Origin of the sequence: Salegentibacter salarius (genome assembly GCF_900168265.1) — a bacterium.
GTDB classification, from domain to species: domain Bacteria; phylum Bacteroidota; class Bacteroidia; order Flavobacteriales; family Flavobacteriaceae; genus Salegentibacter; species Salegentibacter salarius.
This window is the reverse complement of the sequence record NZ_FVZF01000001.1, coordinates 183,603-198,811: the sequence shown is the minus strand read 5'-3', so window position 1 is coordinate 198,811 and position 15,209 is coordinate 183,603. Positions and strand designations below refer to the sequence as shown.

Annotated in this window: 14 protein-coding genes; 2 read left to right on the top strand and 12 right to left on the bottom strand. The window is 34.7% G+C overall.

Translation table 11 applies throughout. The features are described 5' to 3' along the window. Positions 1-29: 29 nt before the first annotated feature. From B5440_RS00815 to B5440_RS00790, 6 genes are all read right to left on the bottom strand, one after another. Positions 30-1,190 carry a DegT/DnrJ/EryC1/StrS family aminotransferase gene (locus B5440_RS00815; RefSeq protein ID WP_070052473.1) on the bottom strand — a complete coding sequence of 387 codons (1,161 nt, stop codon included), beginning with the start codon at positions 1,188-1,190 and terminating at the stop codon, positions 30-32. Then, the gene (locus tag B5440_RS00810) at positions 1,177-1,785 is read right to left on the bottom strand and encodes an acetyltransferase (protein WP_070052475.1); all 609 of its coding nucleotides are present in this window, start codon (positions 1,783-1,785) and stop codon (positions 1,177-1,179) included. Before B5440_RS00810 ends, B5440_RS00815 begins: the two co-directional genes overlap by 14 nt. Position 1,786: 1 nt before the next feature. Continuing rightward, positions 1,787-2,392 carry a sugar transferase gene (locus B5440_RS00805; protein WP_070052476.1) on the bottom strand — a complete coding sequence of 202 codons (606 nt, stop codon included), beginning with the start codon at positions 2,390-2,392 and terminating at the stop codon, positions 1,787-1,789. Positions 2,393-2,438: 46 nt separating this feature from the next. Beyond that, complete coding sequence (locus tag B5440_RS00800) at positions 2,439-3,605, bottom strand: glycosyltransferase family 4 protein (RefSeq protein WP_070052477.1); 1,167 nt, start codon at positions 3,603-3,605, stop codon at positions 2,439-2,441. Positions 3,606-3,722: 117 nt separating this feature from the next. Beyond that, the gene (locus tag B5440_RS00795; protein ID WP_070052478.1) at positions 3,723-4,685 is read right to left on the bottom strand and encodes a hypothetical protein; all 963 of its coding nucleotides are present in this window, start codon (positions 4,683-4,685) and stop codon (positions 3,723-3,725) included. 164 nt (positions 4,686-4,849) lie between these two features. Further along, positions 4,850-5,527 (bottom strand): hypothetical protein, encoded by a 678-nt coding sequence (locus tag B5440_RS00790; protein ID WP_070052479.1) that lies wholly within the window; start codon positions 5,525-5,527, stop codon positions 4,850-4,852. A gap of 287 nt (positions 5,528-5,814) precedes the next feature. Between B5440_RS00790 and B5440_RS00785 the strand changes: the two genes are divergently transcribed. Next, complete coding sequence (locus B5440_RS00785; RefSeq protein ID WP_070052481.1) at positions 5,815-6,474, top strand: acetyltransferase; 660 nt, start codon at positions 5,815-5,817, stop codon at positions 6,472-6,474. Further along, positions 6,474-7,409: a glycosyltransferase family 2 protein gene (locus B5440_RS00780; protein ID WP_070052482.1), complete on the top strand. Its 936-nt coding sequence runs from the start codon at positions 6,474-6,476 to the stop codon at positions 7,407-7,409. Before B5440_RS00785 ends, B5440_RS00780 begins: the two co-directional genes overlap by 1 nt. On the opposite strand, the gene B5440_RS00775 is transcribed toward B5440_RS00780, so the two are convergent. The 6 genes from B5440_RS00775 to B5440_RS00750 form a co-directional block, all read right to left on the bottom strand. Next, positions 7,401-8,261, bottom strand: coding sequence for a glycosyltransferase family 2 protein (locus B5440_RS00775; protein ID WP_070052483.1), 861 nt, complete (start codon positions 8,259-8,261; stop codon positions 7,401-7,403). The genes B5440_RS00780 and B5440_RS00775 overlap by 9 nt on opposite strands. After that, entirely contained in the window at positions 8,251-9,219 is a 969-nt protein-coding gene (locus B5440_RS00770; protein WP_070052485.1) for a polysaccharide deacetylase family protein, read from the bottom strand. The genes B5440_RS00775 and B5440_RS00770 overlap by 11 nt, the downstream gene beginning before the upstream one ends. A gap of 217 nt (positions 9,220-9,436) precedes the next feature. After that, positions 9,437-10,336: a hypothetical protein gene (locus B5440_RS00765; protein WP_232755970.1), complete on the bottom strand. Its 900-nt coding sequence runs from the start codon at positions 10,334-10,336 to the stop codon at positions 9,437-9,439. 303 nt (positions 10,337-10,639) lie between these two features. Next, positions 10,640-11,572, bottom strand: coding sequence for a GNAT family N-acetyltransferase (locus tag B5440_RS00760; protein WP_070052489.1), 933 nt, complete (start codon positions 11,570-11,572; stop codon positions 10,640-10,642). A gap of 101 nt (positions 11,573-11,673) precedes the next feature. Further along, entirely contained in the window at positions 11,674-12,783 is a 1,110-nt protein-coding gene (locus tag B5440_RS00755; RefSeq protein ID WP_070052491.1) for a glycosyltransferase, read from the bottom strand. Positions 12,784-12,975: 192 nt separating this feature from the next. Next, the gene (locus tag B5440_RS00750; protein ID WP_070052492.1) at positions 12,976-15,207 is read right to left on the bottom strand and encodes a glycosyltransferase family 4 protein; all 2,232 of its coding nucleotides are present in this window, start codon (positions 15,205-15,207) and stop codon (positions 12,976-12,978) included. Positions 15,208-15,209 lie beyond the last annotated feature (2 nt).

Genomic DNA, 15,209 nt, shown 5'->3' with positions numbered 1-15,209 from the left:
AATGCTTCGTGAGCTTGCTCCGAAGTTGTTTACTTCTGTTTTTTAAAACAGGATAAAATTCCAGCCTTGATTCGGTCTTTTTCCTCCTGGGTTAAATTAGAACCCGAAGGTAGACATAGGCTATTATCAAATAAACTCTCTGCAACCCCATCTCCATAAAAAGGAGCATTTTTAAAAACCGGCTGCATATGCATCGGTTTCCATAAAGGTCTGCTTTCTATATTTAATTCTTCAAGATGCAAACGTAAATCCTCGCGATTTATTCCCCCGGTCTTTTCTTCATTTAAGCTCACTACACTCAACCAATGATTGGAAAAAAAGTCATCATTGGGAGCACTATGAACCTTAACTCCTTCAATTTCAGAAAACAAATCTACATAAAATTCGTGCATTTCTCTTCTGGCTTTCACGCGTTCGTCCACTACTTGCATTTGACCACGCCCTATTCCCGCTGAAATATTACTCAATCGGTAATTATAACCAATTTCACTATGCTGATAATGGGGCGCCGCATCTCGAGCCTGGGTTGCCAAGAAAACGGCTTTCTCTTTAGCAGATTGAGTTTTAGTCACTAAGGCTCCACCACCTGAGGTCGTGATAATTTTATTGCCATTAAATGAAAGGATCGCGTACTCAGCAAAAGTTCCGCATCGTTCTCCTTTATAAGTACTACCTAGTGCTTCGGCAGCATCTTCTACCACCGGAATTCCAAACTCCCTAGATATTTCATTAATTTGATCTACCTGATAAGGCATTCCGTATAAATGTACAGCTATTAATGCTTTTGGCTTTTTTCCTTTAGAAATCCTATCATCAATAGCTGTTCTTAGATGTTTGGGACAAAGATTCAAGGTTTTCTCTTCACTATCTATAAAGATAGGTGTTGCTCCCAGATAAGCAATAGGGTTGGCTGAAGCTGCAAAAGTCATACTTTGGCAAAGTACTTCATCGCCCGCTTTAACCCCTAGCATTATTAAAGCTAAATGTAAGGCAGCCGTGCCGGAACTTAAAGCAGCTACAGCTCCTTCTTTCGAAGAGCTATCAAATAGATATTTTTTTATATCTTCTTCAAAGCCATTTACATTGGGACCTAAAGGTGCTACCCAATTCTGCTCAAAAGCTTCATTAACGAATTTTTGCTCAGTTCCACCCATGTGTGGAGAGGATAACCATATTTTATCTTTGTTCATCTAAGTATTTTATAATTTTTCCAGGATTACCAACAACAACAGCAAAGTCTGGAATATCTTCAATTATTACGGCTCCGGCCCCGATAGATGCCCATTTGCCAATTTTAACTCCGGGGATAACCGACGCGCCGGTTCCCACCTGTGTACCCTCGGCAACACTAACATTTCCTGTGAGTACCGCATTTGGTGAAATATGCACAAAATCTTCGAGGCGCACGTCGTGTTCAACAACCGCACCAGAATTTATAATACAGTGTTTTCCAATTCTAGAACCTGAATTTATAATAGCCCCAGGCATCACTACTGTCCCAGCTGCCATTTTACTGTTTTCTGAAATCATTGCACTAAAATGACTAATTGCCTCCGAGATTACACCGTTAAACTTACTCGCAACTTGTTTTCTGATCGCATTATTTCCAATAGCTAAAACCGTAGGGTTCTTAAGTTGATCTTCATTAGGTTTATGAATTACCCTGAAGTCAAGGAATTCTTCAACTTCGAGGTTGTCATCAAATACTGAATCTATTTGAATATTCCTGCTTTTTAGAATATCAAAAACAACCTTTCCGTGACCACTAGCTCCGTAAATATTCATTTTAATTTTTTCCGTTAAAAGCTTCCGTAGTTGCCATATTGGCTGTATTTATTCCTTCAGAAATCACTACTTTTTTAATCGTCTTGATTATAATTTTCACATCTAATCCAAAAGATAGGTTTTCCACATACCAAACATCATATTCAAACTTTTTGGTCCAACTAATCGCATTTCTACCATTAACCTGGGCCCATCCGGTTATTCCAGGCTTTACGTTATGTCGTTTTCTTTGTCTTTCAGAATACAAAGGTAAATACTGAGGTAATAACGGTCTGGGACCTATTAAACTCATATTTCCTTTTAAAACATTTATCAACTGTGGAATCTCATCTATAGAGGTTTTTCTAACAAATTTTCCAACCGCTGTTAACCTCTTTTCATCCGGAAGAAAATCTCCATTTCCATCCTTCTCATCAGTCATCGTTTTGAACTTAATGATATTGAAAATACGCCCATTTTTTCCAGGTCTTTTCTGAAAAAAAAAGGGTTTCCCTTTATTCGCCAAAGCTAATAAAACTGTAATTGGAATTAATAACGGACTAAGCACTAATAATGCCGTAAAAGCAATAAAAAAGTCAAGTAATTTTTTTAAAAAGTGCTTGTACATAGAGGAATTAAGACATTTATGCCAACAAAATTTAGGCTGTGCAAAACTATGATTTTATATATTCCTTTTCTAGATTTTTGTATTCCTTTAACAGAATTTGCCAAAATTCTTTACGCTCATAATATTTACAGATCTCATCTCTGGCATTTGATGAAAGTCTACTGGTATAATTGATATTCTCAACAAACAACTCCATAGCAGACAATAAAGCAGAGGTATCTTTAACCGGAATTATAACCCCATTAATTCCTTCTACGATAATTTCATTACATCCGTTAATATCGCTCACTATTGCAGGAAGGTTCATAGCTCCAGCCTGCATCACTACATTTGGAAAACCTTCTCTATAACTGGGGAAAGCCAATGCGTTGGCAATTGCAAAATAAGGGCGAACGTCTTCCTGGTACCCGGTAGTGATAATTTTTTCGTGGTTTTTTATACTATTAAACGTATCTTGCTTTAAAGGATCCAACTCTTTCTCAAAAGGCCCTACTAGCAGCAGAGAAATATTCTTATTTTTCTTGTGTAGCTTTTTAAAGGCATCTACTAATTCATTTATACCTTTTTCACTAACCAATCTTCCAATAAAAATAAACACAAAATCATCCTGAGGAATCCCAAGCGATTGTCTTTTATTTTTCTTCTGGTCCTCTTTAAAGCTGTATGGATCGAAATATTTGGTGTCAATTCCGTTGGAACTTCCCTTTCCAAGCACTTTTAATTTATTTTCTTCAGCAAAACCTTCCTCGAGGATAATCTCTTTGAGGCCTCGCGAATTCGGAAAAACTTTTGTAGCCAACTTATAGGTAAATTTCTCCACCTGGTCTAATATTTTTCGCTTTGTGCCGGTAGTTTCCATAAGCGGTAGTCCAGCTACTGTATGCAAGCGCAAAGGAACTCCAGCTAGTTTAGCGGCCAACATTCCGACAATCCCCGCTTTTGGAGTGTGCGTATGAACAATTTCCGGCTTTTCTTTTTTAAAAAATTTATACAGCTTCCAAACCGCTTTTAGATCTTTTACCGGTGTTATAGCCCTTGTCATTTCAACCCAAAAAGTATTTACCTGGTTTTTTGCTCCATACTTATTCAGTCGTTCCTTTTCAGCTGCGACAGCGGTAACCTCATAATATTGACTCATATAAGTAAGCTGACCTTCCAGGAGTTTTTCTAAAGACAGAGGGATGGTTGTGATTCGGATGAGTTTTTTGGGCATATAAACGATATTATGACGCAAAACTAAGCTTTTTTAAAAGTATTTATCTGAAAGTAGTGTTAATGAAAAAGGCCATACTTACGCATGGCCTTAGAAAATTTTCTTATAATTTATTTTTTAATCTGGAACAACTCGTATGGTCAATTCTACTGAATCGGTGCACTGTCCATCTGTTATAGTATAGATTGTGGTATAATCCCCCACAGGGTTATCGGTTTCATTAAAAGCATTAATTATATCCCAAATAGAAGGATCGAAAGATCCATCACGAGGAACTCCCGGCGCTAAAAGATTTAAATACAATTTTCTTACCTCATCCCAACTAGGTACTGCAGCTGCCTCAGACACACTCATTTCTTTCATATTTTCAGGCCCGGCATTTACGTCATCGCAATTGGGTTGCTGTTGCTCATCAGCTACTACCGTAATAGTCAATTCTACCGAATCACTACATTCACCTTCTGTAACGGTATAGGTTGTTGTATAGTCCCCTAATGGATTCTCTGCATCATTAAAAGCATCTATTAAATTCCAAATAGTAGGATCAAATTCTCCATTTCTTGCAATACCTGGCTCTAATAAATTCAGATAAAGTTTTCGAACTTCATCCCAGCTTTCAATTCCTGCTGCTTCAGAGTAACTAATGATTTTGGAATTATCCTCGCCTGCCGAGAAATCCTCGCAGGGATCTTCCAAAATGGGATCTGGAATAATAATTATTGTTAATTCTACTGAATCGGCACAGTCTCCTTCTAAACTGTAGGTAGTGATATATTCTCCTAATGGTTCTTCAGCATCGTTAAAAGCATCAATTATATTCCAAATAGATGGATCAAAGGTACCGTTACGAGCTATGCCGGGTGCCAATAAACTCAGGTAAAGCTTGCGCACTTCATCCCAACTGGGAACGGCTTCCGCTTCGGAAAGAGTAATAGTTTTGGAATTATCCGGGCCTGCACACCCCACTTCTTCTGTAATCAGATCAATTTTTTGGAAATTGATTTCTTCCTCAATGGGATCTACCGAGCAGGACGTTACTAAAAATCCCATTATTAGTAAGAAAAATAATTTTGCTTTCATAGCTGTCTGGATTTAAAATGGTTACCTAAATTTAACTCTAAAAATCCCAAAAAATTCAGCTAATCGTTGTAGGGCATAAATAATTGTCAATACATATTTTGTGTAGGAGTTTAAATTTTTTTTGGAGGTTTTTGTAAATTTTTTGTACGAAAAAAATAAAATTTTTAATCTATTCTTAATGTTAAATTCACGGAATCTGAGCACTCTCCACTTCCTAAAGTATAGGTAGTGCTATAATCTCCCAATTGAGATTCCCGAGAAGGATCATTAAAGTCATCAATAATCTCATCTATACTCGGTTTATAGGCATACCATTGACTTTTATCTACCCCCTCATCCATCATATTGGCATAAATTTTACGGACTTCGTCCCCACTCTCTACTGCAAGAGCTTCTGATATGGCAATTTCCCGAATTTGATCGGTACCTGTATAAAACGGAAAATCTGAAACCTTATATTCAAAATAACTCCAATCAGCTTCATTTAAACTGAGACCCCCAGCCCAGGCGCTACTTTTGTTTTTTCCAGATCCAAATTCTGCATAAACTACCATCATAAATTCCCGTGGAACATCAGAAAGTGGAATCTTGAATTCTTCATAAAAAGTTCCTTGAGGGTATTTATTCTTGTAATCCATTTGACCCAATAAAAATTTACCTTTTTTATTTGTAGGAAATCTCTCTTCATTTTCAGCAAAATGAAAATTTATCTGGCTCCAAGAGTTAGACCCCAGCTTTGAAACCCTAATAACCAGATGATCATGGAAGTTCCGAACTTCTACCCGGCCTGTTTCCCCCAGGTCATATTGATGGACTGTACAACCATCAACGGATGTAATCATATCTCAGACAAGTAAATCTTCTTCCGGCACTTCTTCCCGGTCCACACTGCAGGAAAAGGCAAAAATACTTAAGCCTAACAACCAAATCTTTTTAATCATCTTTCTAATTATTAAATTAATAACATGTTTAATTCAACTATTTATAATACTCAAAACTAAATGATTACATAATTTTCGATATACTTAAGCATAAATTCAATAAGGGTTAAGTTCTTCTCTTTTTCTTACAAAAACCTACTGTACAATCTTATCTAAAAACAAATCTTATCTTTGAGAAAAGAAAATGAATGAAAAAAAAATTAGTTATTTACGGGGTAGGTAAATTCGCTGAATACGTTGGTTATGTTTTTGAAAATGACACTGATTATAAGGTGATTTCATATTGTATTGAAGACGAATTTTTGAAACAAAATTCATTCTGTAATAAACCCTTAACAAGTTTCGAGAACTTAAATGATGAATTTCCTCCAGATGAATTTTCAATCTTTATAGCTGTGGGAAATAATAAAATAAGAGAGCGACTTTATAATAGAGCTACAGAGCTAGGTTATAATTTCCCCTCCTACATATCCACCAAATCCAGCCATTGGGAAAACCTGATAATAGGAAAAAATGTTTTTATAGATGAAGGTTGTGTACTGCAACCTTTTATAAGCATCTCTGACAATACAATCTTATTCACATCCCAAATTGGACATCATACCAGAATTGGAAAACACACCTTGATAAGTGGATCAAAAACAGGAGGAAATGTAGAGATTGGTGACCACTGTTATTTAGGCTTAAACGCTTCCATAAAACAAAATGTTGAAATTGCATCAGGAACTATTATTGGAATGGGATGTATTATTGAAAAAAACGTACTAGAATCATCTGTTTTCACCCATAAAGGAACAACCAAAAGAAATTTAGATGCCAATCAAATTTCCAGACTATTCCTTAAATAATGGATTTCAATAAATTCAAAGAATTATATCAAAAAAAGGAAGTTCAGCACTTCCAACATCAGGTAACCTCTAAGCCATTGGTATCTGTATTGGTTCAAGCCTACAATCACGAGTTTTATATAAAACAATGTCTGGATGCTATTTTAGCTCAAAAAACAAATTTTGATTTTGAAATTTTATTAGGGGAAGACGTTTCTACCGATAAGACAAGAGAAATATGTCTAGAATACGCTCAAAATTATCCAAAAAAGATTAGGCTATTTCTTCATCATCCAGCTAATAAAATTAGGGTGATGGATGTAGTTACTGGAAACTTTAATGCCTTCTATAATCTCTATAAGGCCAGGGGAAAGTATATAGCTTTTTGCGAAGGAGATGATTACTGGACCGATCCTCTAAAACTGCAAAAACAGGTTGATTTCCTAGAAATAAAATCAGATTTCGCTTTATCATACCATCGGTTCGAAGAAAAGTTTGAGCAATCATCAAAAAAAATAGAACAACTATCGTTAGAGCAGCCCAAACAGGATCTGAATAAAAACGAATTGTCAGCTCTTATTTATCATCCCTTATTTTCTACAGTTTGTTTTCGTAACTATTTGAAAGATCTTCCGGAAGAGGTGATGCAGGTAATTAATGTTGATAGTTTTTTACTTAGTATGTTGGGTACTTTCGGGAAAGCGAAATTCCAGTCCGAAATTTCGGCTTCCGTATACCGAAGACATCCAAGAGGTATTTGGACAAGAAAAAATAGAGAAATCCAGCTATTAACAAAGATCCTTCTTTTTAAAAACTTAGTTTCTTATTATAAGGATAAAAGTCTGACTAGAAACTTTCAAAGCAATCTGAAAAATACCCGAAAAATGCTTTTAGTTTTATATTTAAAAAGTGGAATGCCAATTAAAGCAGTAAGGTTAATACCAAAACTACTTTGATTTTTTGAGTTTTAAACTTAACCAAAGTGTTTTGAGAAATGCTTTTAGATACAAAGGTTTTGTATTCCAGGCTTCCCGATAAAGTTCTAAAGCCTTTCCTTTATCTCCTGACTTTTCATTTAAATAAGCAATTTGATATTTCAATTTAGAATAAGAGTCAATATCTTTTTTATATTTTTCTTTATGCTTGAAAAGAAGATAATTATTAGATTTTAGTTTATTGAGAATTGAATCACTCGTTCTATGTTTGGACTGAATTCTATAAAAAAGAAAGTTTTCATTTAGAATTTTAATCTTTAAACCTCCCAAATCTCCAATTCTTATTCCAAGTTCATAATTTTCTCCAAAGAACATTTCTGGATCGAAACCGCCTGCCTTTAAAAAGGTGTCTTTTTTATAGCAAATACTACCCGCAAGAAAGCTAGCGGTAATATTATTATAGATCTTTTCCAGCTTTTGTGGTTTCCAAACCGAAGATTTTCCATCAATCAATTTCGAAACCTGCCAGCATATTAAATCATATTCGGTATAGTTAATTTTATTCAAGCGGGAAATAAGCCCGGGTAAAAACTGATCATCTGAATCAAGAAAAATCAAATAATCCCCCTTACTTATCTCTACCCCTTTATTTCGGGCTACAGAAACTCCCGAGTTTTCCTGGAAAAAATATTGAATCCTTTCATCTGAAAGGTATTTTTCGATTACTTTCTGAGTTTTGTCGGTCGAACCATCATCTACAATGATAAGTTCCCAGTTTGGGGCCGACTGGTCTAAAACGCTTTGAATGGCTTTAGAAAGACTATTTTCCCTGTTAAAAGTAGGAATAACAATGGAAATAATGTTATTCATCATTCCCTACTGCAGTTTGATTAATTCCTGCCATATTCAAAGATTGAAATCCAAACTTATTTTGACAAGTTTTAAAATGTTCCAATATAACTTTTAGCTCGAGCAGGTTCTTTTCTGGTTTCCCTCCAAAGTTATGAGGATGCCACCACAAATGATAGACCTCATTATTCTTAGCCGCCGAACTCATTTCAGATTGTATTCTTTTTATGCGAACCCTATCAAGAAAATTTCTTCCACTATTCGGTCTTAATAATCTACTGGCTTTTTGCCCGGAAATTCCAGGAGCTATTTCAGGAACATCCGTATATGATTTATTGTTTAACCCAATATAGGCATCCCCGGTTCTAAAAATCTTCCGTTGAAAACTATTTTCCTGTGTATTTTCCCAGTACCAAACATCAGGATTGGTTCTCACAGTCTCCAAGCCCATTTCCCTGCAAACTTCCAGGTAATCTAAATTATACTGATTTCGAGGAAAAACCAGAGATTTTAATTCAATCCCAAAACTCTCTGCCAAATGCTTGGATTTTTGCAGATCTGTATGAAAACTTTTAATATTTTGTCCCGGTTCCAGACAGTAATAATGAGAATAGGTATGGGTTCCTATCTCCTGTCCCGGACTTTCTGTAATTAGTTTTATGAGCTCAGGAGCAAAGCAAAGCTCTTCAGTTCCTTTATTTTGAATTGACTTCCCATATTTATAGGCGGAAAGTTTATCATTCTCATAGTCAGGCAGTATTTCGGGAATATTATGGTTCCATTCATCCCAATTTTCATTGAATAGCATTCCCACTGTAGCCCACGTACATTGAATTTCATACTTTTCAAAAAGCTGTAGAATCTCTGGGATTACTTTTTTGGTATTTTGAAAATACTCCTTTTTTTCTTTCCAGTCTACCTTATCAAAAACTCCCCACAGAAGTTCAAAATCTAATGATATAACTAATGCACCATTTTCCATAAATCTCTTTTAAAAATTCAAAAAATTACAAAAAACTTTCTTTTCTAAAGATTATCACCTCTATAATCATTCTACTTTTTAAAAGAGACTTTACTAAGTTTTAGCTAAAATTAGTTTTTATCGTCTTGAATACCGACGTATTGAATCCTAAAATCATTAATCCGTATAATAGTCACTATTTCAGCGCTCTAATTTAAATCATTTATTCATTAACTAATTAGCTTACCAAGTCCCTTCCATCCAGTATTTTCTTCCTGCGCCTTCTCAACTTCACAATCCTATCATACTTCTTCTGCGCCAGATAATAATAGATCACGAAAAACAAGAAATACATCACCATCGATTTCTGACGCATGATAATTCCAAGGTTAGACATTAAAAAGGTCATAGCGAATGAAGAAAGAAAAAAAACTACTAAACTCATTTTTACAGAAACTGGAGATTTTTTCAGAAAGGAAATGAAATCTTTTTTTAAAATTTTAAAGAATAAAAGCAAATAAATTAAATTTTCTGCTGAAACGATTAGGCCCAAAATACCCGGTGCATCAAAAAATAAAGGTCTAAACCAAAATGTAAAAAGTTTTAATGGTAATGGATAAGAAGTCATAGAAACTCCAGACCCTGCATTATCTAATTTCTGAGAACGTCCCTGTGAAAAATTTTCAAAATCAGAGACTAAATTTTCGGAATCTTCTAAACCTGCCACTCCTAAAATTTGATCTTGTACTATTATTAGCCCCCCAATCATTCCTACATAAATCAAAAGCTTTCTTCCGAAAGAAATTTTTTCTTGTCCTGTCATATATCCTAAAACAGTTCCAACCGCTACAAATAAAAACACGTGAGGTCTAATGAAATACACTAATGCCGAGCCTAAAATTAAAGTCATAAACCTTGATTTGGGATTTTTAATAGCATAAGCAAACATCATCAACCCCATAAAAATTGGTGCCCCTTTACCTAGTGAAGCGGTCCAAAAATGCATATTAGGGAGGAATAGTGTCAACATCAAGAGATCAAAATTTTTAAATACTTTGATCTTTATAGGAATATTTTCTCGAAAAAACATATAGGCATATACAAAACCGATATATCCAAACCAGGCAAAAAGCACCATCATCATTTCATAATTGAATCCGAGTACATTTATAAACGGCCAGGAGATAAAATCTATAAAGGTAGTACTGGTCCCAAAGTATTCTAGCCAGGAATTCCCGCCTTGAGGTCTCCCGAAATATGATTTAGAATCAGAGCGGTTGAAGGTAGCATAAGTATAATATACCAAGAAAAAGAAAATATGATAAAGAAATAAGGAGTTCATTAATTTCTTAGAAAACCATTTATGCTTCTTTGAGAAAGAGCTAAATAACCCCTGATTTATAGCAAATAAAAATAATATTAAAACTATTGCTCCTATCATCTAAAATAATTCCAGTTCGCCTAACCCATAGTTCCAACTTGACAAAGCTAAAAGTTCTTGTTCTTCTATTACACCTAAGTTAATATTTTTAAAGGTTAATACGGGACCAAAATTACCGGTTACTCCAGCTTTTAAATTGATTCCAGTATTAGGGGAAAGACTTAAAATATTTGCTCCAGAAGTATTTGCCATTTTCAACATAGCCGCTTTTGCTTCTTTTTCTCCAGCTTCAGAAAATATAACTTCAGAAACCCTAAATTCCTCCAATCTATTTCGCTTTTTAACATATCCTGCGACAAAATATTCCCTATCAAAAATTACCGAATAATTTTGTAAAGGATTATTGACATATCGCCACAATAGATAATTAATATTTTTAGGAGTAAAAAGGCTATTGATCCCTTTTTGCTTTTCAAAAAAAGAATTCACAACCTTTTCACTAGCCGATTTTTCACCTATAATCTTATATTCAAATTGATTCTTAACCGTTTTTAATGGATTTAATGGACGTAATTGGATTTTTAGTTTATTCACTTCCTTCCATCCCATTTTTAGGTAACCCGGTTTACTTTTAGAATTCGGTGTATTAAATACAAAGTGATCCCCCTGCTCTTTAGCTATCTCTAATGCTCTTAAAGTTAGCTTCTTAAATATTCCTTTTCCCTGGTGATTTGGATGAGTAGCAGTATCTACAGCACGAAATGTAGAATAAACCTGCTCCCCTTTTTGCCATTGCCACCGCATAAAAGCCCTAACTCCAATAAGTTTATTATTCTCTTCGGCCACCAGCACTAAAGATTTACCAAAGGGGTTATCTATATGTTTATATCTCCAGACCTTCTCTGTTTTCTGTGAAGAAACTTCTCCTAAGCTTGCTTTTAAAACTTTCAGGATTTCTGGTATATCATTATCTGTTGCCTCCCTAACCTGCATTATTCTTTCTTTATTTCAGATTGTTATGTTGTGATGCTATAATATTGTAACCTTGTCCTCATCAATTTATAACTTCATCACTACTTTACTTTTTTACACCTTCATAATTTCACCGCTTCCACATAATATTCTTCCAGTTCCCCTACCATTCGCTGAAGACTAAAGCTTTCTTTTACCCTATTCCTGGCTGCCTTTTGGAATTTTTTGAGTTTTGCTATATCTTGAACTAATATTGTTAACTTTTCACTTAATTCTCTCCACTCTTCCACCGGTAAAGTTAGTCCGTCTTTTCCATTTCTTACCACTTCTTTAATTCCACCTGCATCAGTAGAAACCACTGCGCATTCCATGCTCATAGCCTCTAATAACGCGACGGGTAAACCTTCAAAAGAAGAAGACATCATAAAAATATCCATGGCTTCAAAATAAGGTTTCACATCGGTTTTAAGTCCCGGAAAGAATACCACATTCTGTAATTTCAAACGTTTCCATTCTTCTTTTATTTCCTCCTCCAAAGGTCCGGCACCCACAATTATTCCGTATACATTTGGATTCTCTTCCCGTATTTTATTAATCACTCTTAACCATTCCACAAGCCTTTTCTGAAATCTAAACACGGCTACATTACCGATAACTATAGCATCATCTGGAATACCTAATTCTTTGCGGACTTTCGAATCTGAAGTTCTTACAAACGAATTTGTATTAACGCCATTAAGTAAGGTTTTAACAGGTATATTAGGCTTTATATTCTTTTTTATGGAATTTGAGACGTCATCAGAAACACCGAAAGCAAGGTTTTGAGAATTAAAACTTAACTTATTTATTGTTTTAGTCGCTATATGATAACGCTCTTGCATATTGTGCTCCGTATATAAAACCGGAAGGCCAGTCTTTTTATGCACCAGCCTGCCTAAAAAGCCAGCCCAAGGCAAATGACAATGTATTAGTGCTATTTCCTGTTCTTTGCAATAAGCGATTATTTTTTTATACTGTAGGATCAACCTAATATTATCTTTCGCTTCGAAACAGTTAACATTAGCACCAGCTTCCGTTAGGGCTTCAACCATTTGGTTCTTCCAGGGAAGGAAATAAATATAATGAAATTCGAATTTTTCTTTATTATGAAGCTTTAAAGTTTCGGGCAATAACATTTCAGCACCGCCTCTACCCAAGGATTTAATGATATGAAGAATTTTTATTTTAGCCATAACTTAATTAATATGGCAAAGTTAAGCCATTCTATACCCTAAACAAGAAATTTGAATTTTATTAAGAAAGAACTACTGAGCCACCAGTTAATACTTAAAAAAACCACCCAAATTTTAAAAGTATTAATCGTTTATTTCTCACAAGAGCCTCAATCTAATTGAAAAATACCAAATTATAAGCCTTAAGAGAAATCATAATTTAACTACCTCTTTATACATTTCCATGAACTTTTTGGAAATTTGTTTATTCATAAACTTTTCCTTTACCAAAGTAAAGGCCTTCTCTGTTTGTCCCTCATTTTGCTCCTTTAAAACTTCTATAACAGCCTGAGCAAAACTATTATTGTCATTTTTGAGAATTATATGACCAGTTCCAGAATCAAGAATTTCGCTAATCCCGCCAACATTATAAGCAACAACTGGAGTTTTACAATACATAGCTTCCAAAATTACGCCGGGCAGCCCTTCAATAATACTTGGTAAAACCAATACATCTGCTGCAGCTATAAAATCTAACGGGTTATTTACAAAACCATAGAACCTCACATGGTCCTGTAAATTTTCTATTTGAACTAAACTTTCAATTTCAGGCCTTAAGACCCCGTCTCCTATTAGATGTAATGTAACATCCTGCTGTTGAATCTTAATTTCTTTAAAGATCTCTAATAAGCCTTTATGATTTTTTTCAAAACTAAAACCTCCAACATGAACTATGTGTTTATGAGATTGCGGCTCAAATTTAAAAAGGTTACTTACTTTTTTCTCCTCAAGTCCAATTGGGATTATTCCAGTTCTTCCTTCTAAAAAAGGAAAATGCTCTAAAAGATCTATTTCCGAAGCTTTCGACACAGAAGCCACTCCTGCCACATTCTTATATAAATAGCTATTGAATTTCTTCTGTAAGCCCGATTTTAAATACCTGCCCACCTCACTGGCGTTTCTAAAAATTATAGGCGTATTCCAACCAAAGACTTTTTTCGAAAATACTGCATATTTTAATGTGTCACCAGCGTTGGCCTGAATGATATCTGGTTTAAAGTCTTTAATTAATTGAGATAAATTTCTCCATGCATTATAGTCAGCGAATCGAGAATTAGGATTACCCTCCATATTAATAATTCCTTCATCCCAAACTAATTGGGCATCTCCGTTAAAAATACAAGCAATTTTAACCTGAAGGCCTGCCTCTTTTTGATGCTTCGCTAACTGACAGGTGAAAATTTCGGCACCACGATGTTGAGGTTTTTGAATTAGATGCAAGATCTTCATACCAGATTTATGAAATGCATCAGAAAAGTTTTTGTAAACCTCTTCATATTCCATAACAATTTTTTCTATTGCAAATTTTTCTATTGCAAGTTCTCTTGCACGCTCAGCTTTAACTTTATATTCTGAAGGATTTCGCAATACAGCTATAATCTTATTGGCAAGATCTTCGATATTCCCTTTTTCAAAAATGAGGGCACAATCCTTATTCACACATTCCAGATTCTCAGGAATATTAGAGGCTATAATAATCTTACCAGCCATCATAGCTTCAATAAGCGCCCCTGGCAGACCTTCAGAATAAGATGGGTAAACAAAAATATCAGCAGATACTAATAATTTATTAATATGATCTACTCTTCCCAAAAATTCAACATTCTCCTGCAGTTTAAGTTTAGACACCTCTTTCTCTAATTCATTTCTAGAAGGCCCGTGCCCCGCAAACAAGAGCTTTACTTCAGGAATATGTTTAATTACTAGCCCAAAAGCTCTAATAATATCTAATTGGCCTTTTAGAGGAATTAATCTACTTACGTTTAAAATTAAGGAAGAATTATGATCATTTCTTAATCCTGGAATATCTAAACTATCTAAAGATTTACTAAAAGATTTACTATCTCGCCCGCGATAAATAACCTTAATTTTTTTGGAGTCGATTCCCAACTTTTTTCCCGTCTTGTCTTTTATAGCATGAGAATTAGAAATAAAAAAGTCTACTTTTTTAACCGAATTTTTATCTAATCGAAAGATATAAGCAAGTTTAAGCCGCTCTACAAAAGTTTTATTGTGGTAACGAACTTTGGAATATGCATTACTTACAAAACTGCCCACCAGAGGAATACCTGGGAAATAATTCTTTAGTTTTCGTGCAATAATTTCAGATCTAAATAAGGTGGCATGTATTAAATCTGGTTCTTCTCTATTCACTAAGGGGATTAACTTTTTTACTGCTTCACGGAAACCGTATTTCTTCATTAAATCTAACGAGTACACTTTTATTCCGGCATCTTCTAATTTTGCCTTCAACATATCTCCCTGATATACATGAACAAAAACAGGAGTCACTTTATTCAGATTACTGGTGATTTCCACCAGGCTTTTTTCCGCTCCATAGCCTTCAAGAGTATCTATTATATAAAGAACCTTTAATTTTTTCACCT

Coding starts and splice junctions, on each gene's coding strand:
- B5440_RS00790 (WP_070052479.1), bottom strand. CDS start 5,527: ATGATTACATCCGTTGATGGTTGTACAGTCCATCAATATGACCTGGGG.
- B5440_RS00805 (WP_070052476.1), bottom strand. CDS start 2,392: ATGTACAAGCACTTTTTAAAAAAATTACTTGACTTTTTTATTGCTTTT.
- B5440_RS00755 (WP_070052491.1), bottom strand. CDS start 12,783: ATGGCTAAAATAAAAATTCTTCATATCATTAAATCCTTGGGTAGAGGC.
- B5440_RS00765 (WP_232755970.1), bottom strand. CDS start 10,336: ATGGTGCTTTTTGCCTGGTTTGGATATATCGGTTTTGTATATGCCTAT.
- B5440_RS00810 (WP_070052475.1), bottom strand. CDS start 1,785: ATGAATATTTACGGAGCTAGTGGTCACGGAAAGGTTGTTTTTGATATT.
- B5440_RS00815 (WP_070052473.1), bottom strand. CDS start 1,190: ATGAACAAAGATAAAATATGGTTATCCTCTCCACACATGGGTGGAACT.
- B5440_RS00800 (WP_070052477.1), bottom strand. CDS start 3,605: ATGCCCAAAAAACTCATCCGAATCACAACCATCCCTCTGTCTTTAGAA.
- B5440_RS00785 (WP_070052481.1), top strand. CDS start 5,815: ATGAAAAAAAAATTAGTTATTTACGGGGTAGGTAAATTCGCTGAATAC.
- B5440_RS00775 (WP_070052483.1), bottom strand. CDS start 8,261: ATGATGAATAACATTATTTCCATTGTTATTCCTACTTTTAACAGGGAA.
- B5440_RS00795 (WP_070052478.1), bottom strand. CDS start 4,685: ATGAAAGCAAAATTATTTTTCTTACTAATAATGGGATTTTTAGTAACG.
- B5440_RS00780 (WP_070052482.1), top strand. CDS start 6,474: ATGGATTTCAATAAATTCAAAGAATTATATCAAAAAAAGGAAGTTCAG.
- B5440_RS00770 (WP_070052485.1), bottom strand. CDS start 9,219: ATGGAAAATGGTGCATTAGTTATATCATTAGATTTTGAACTTCTGTGG.
- B5440_RS00760 (WP_070052489.1), bottom strand. CDS start 11,572: ATGCAGGTTAGGGAGGCAACAGATAATGATATACCAGAAATCCTGAAA.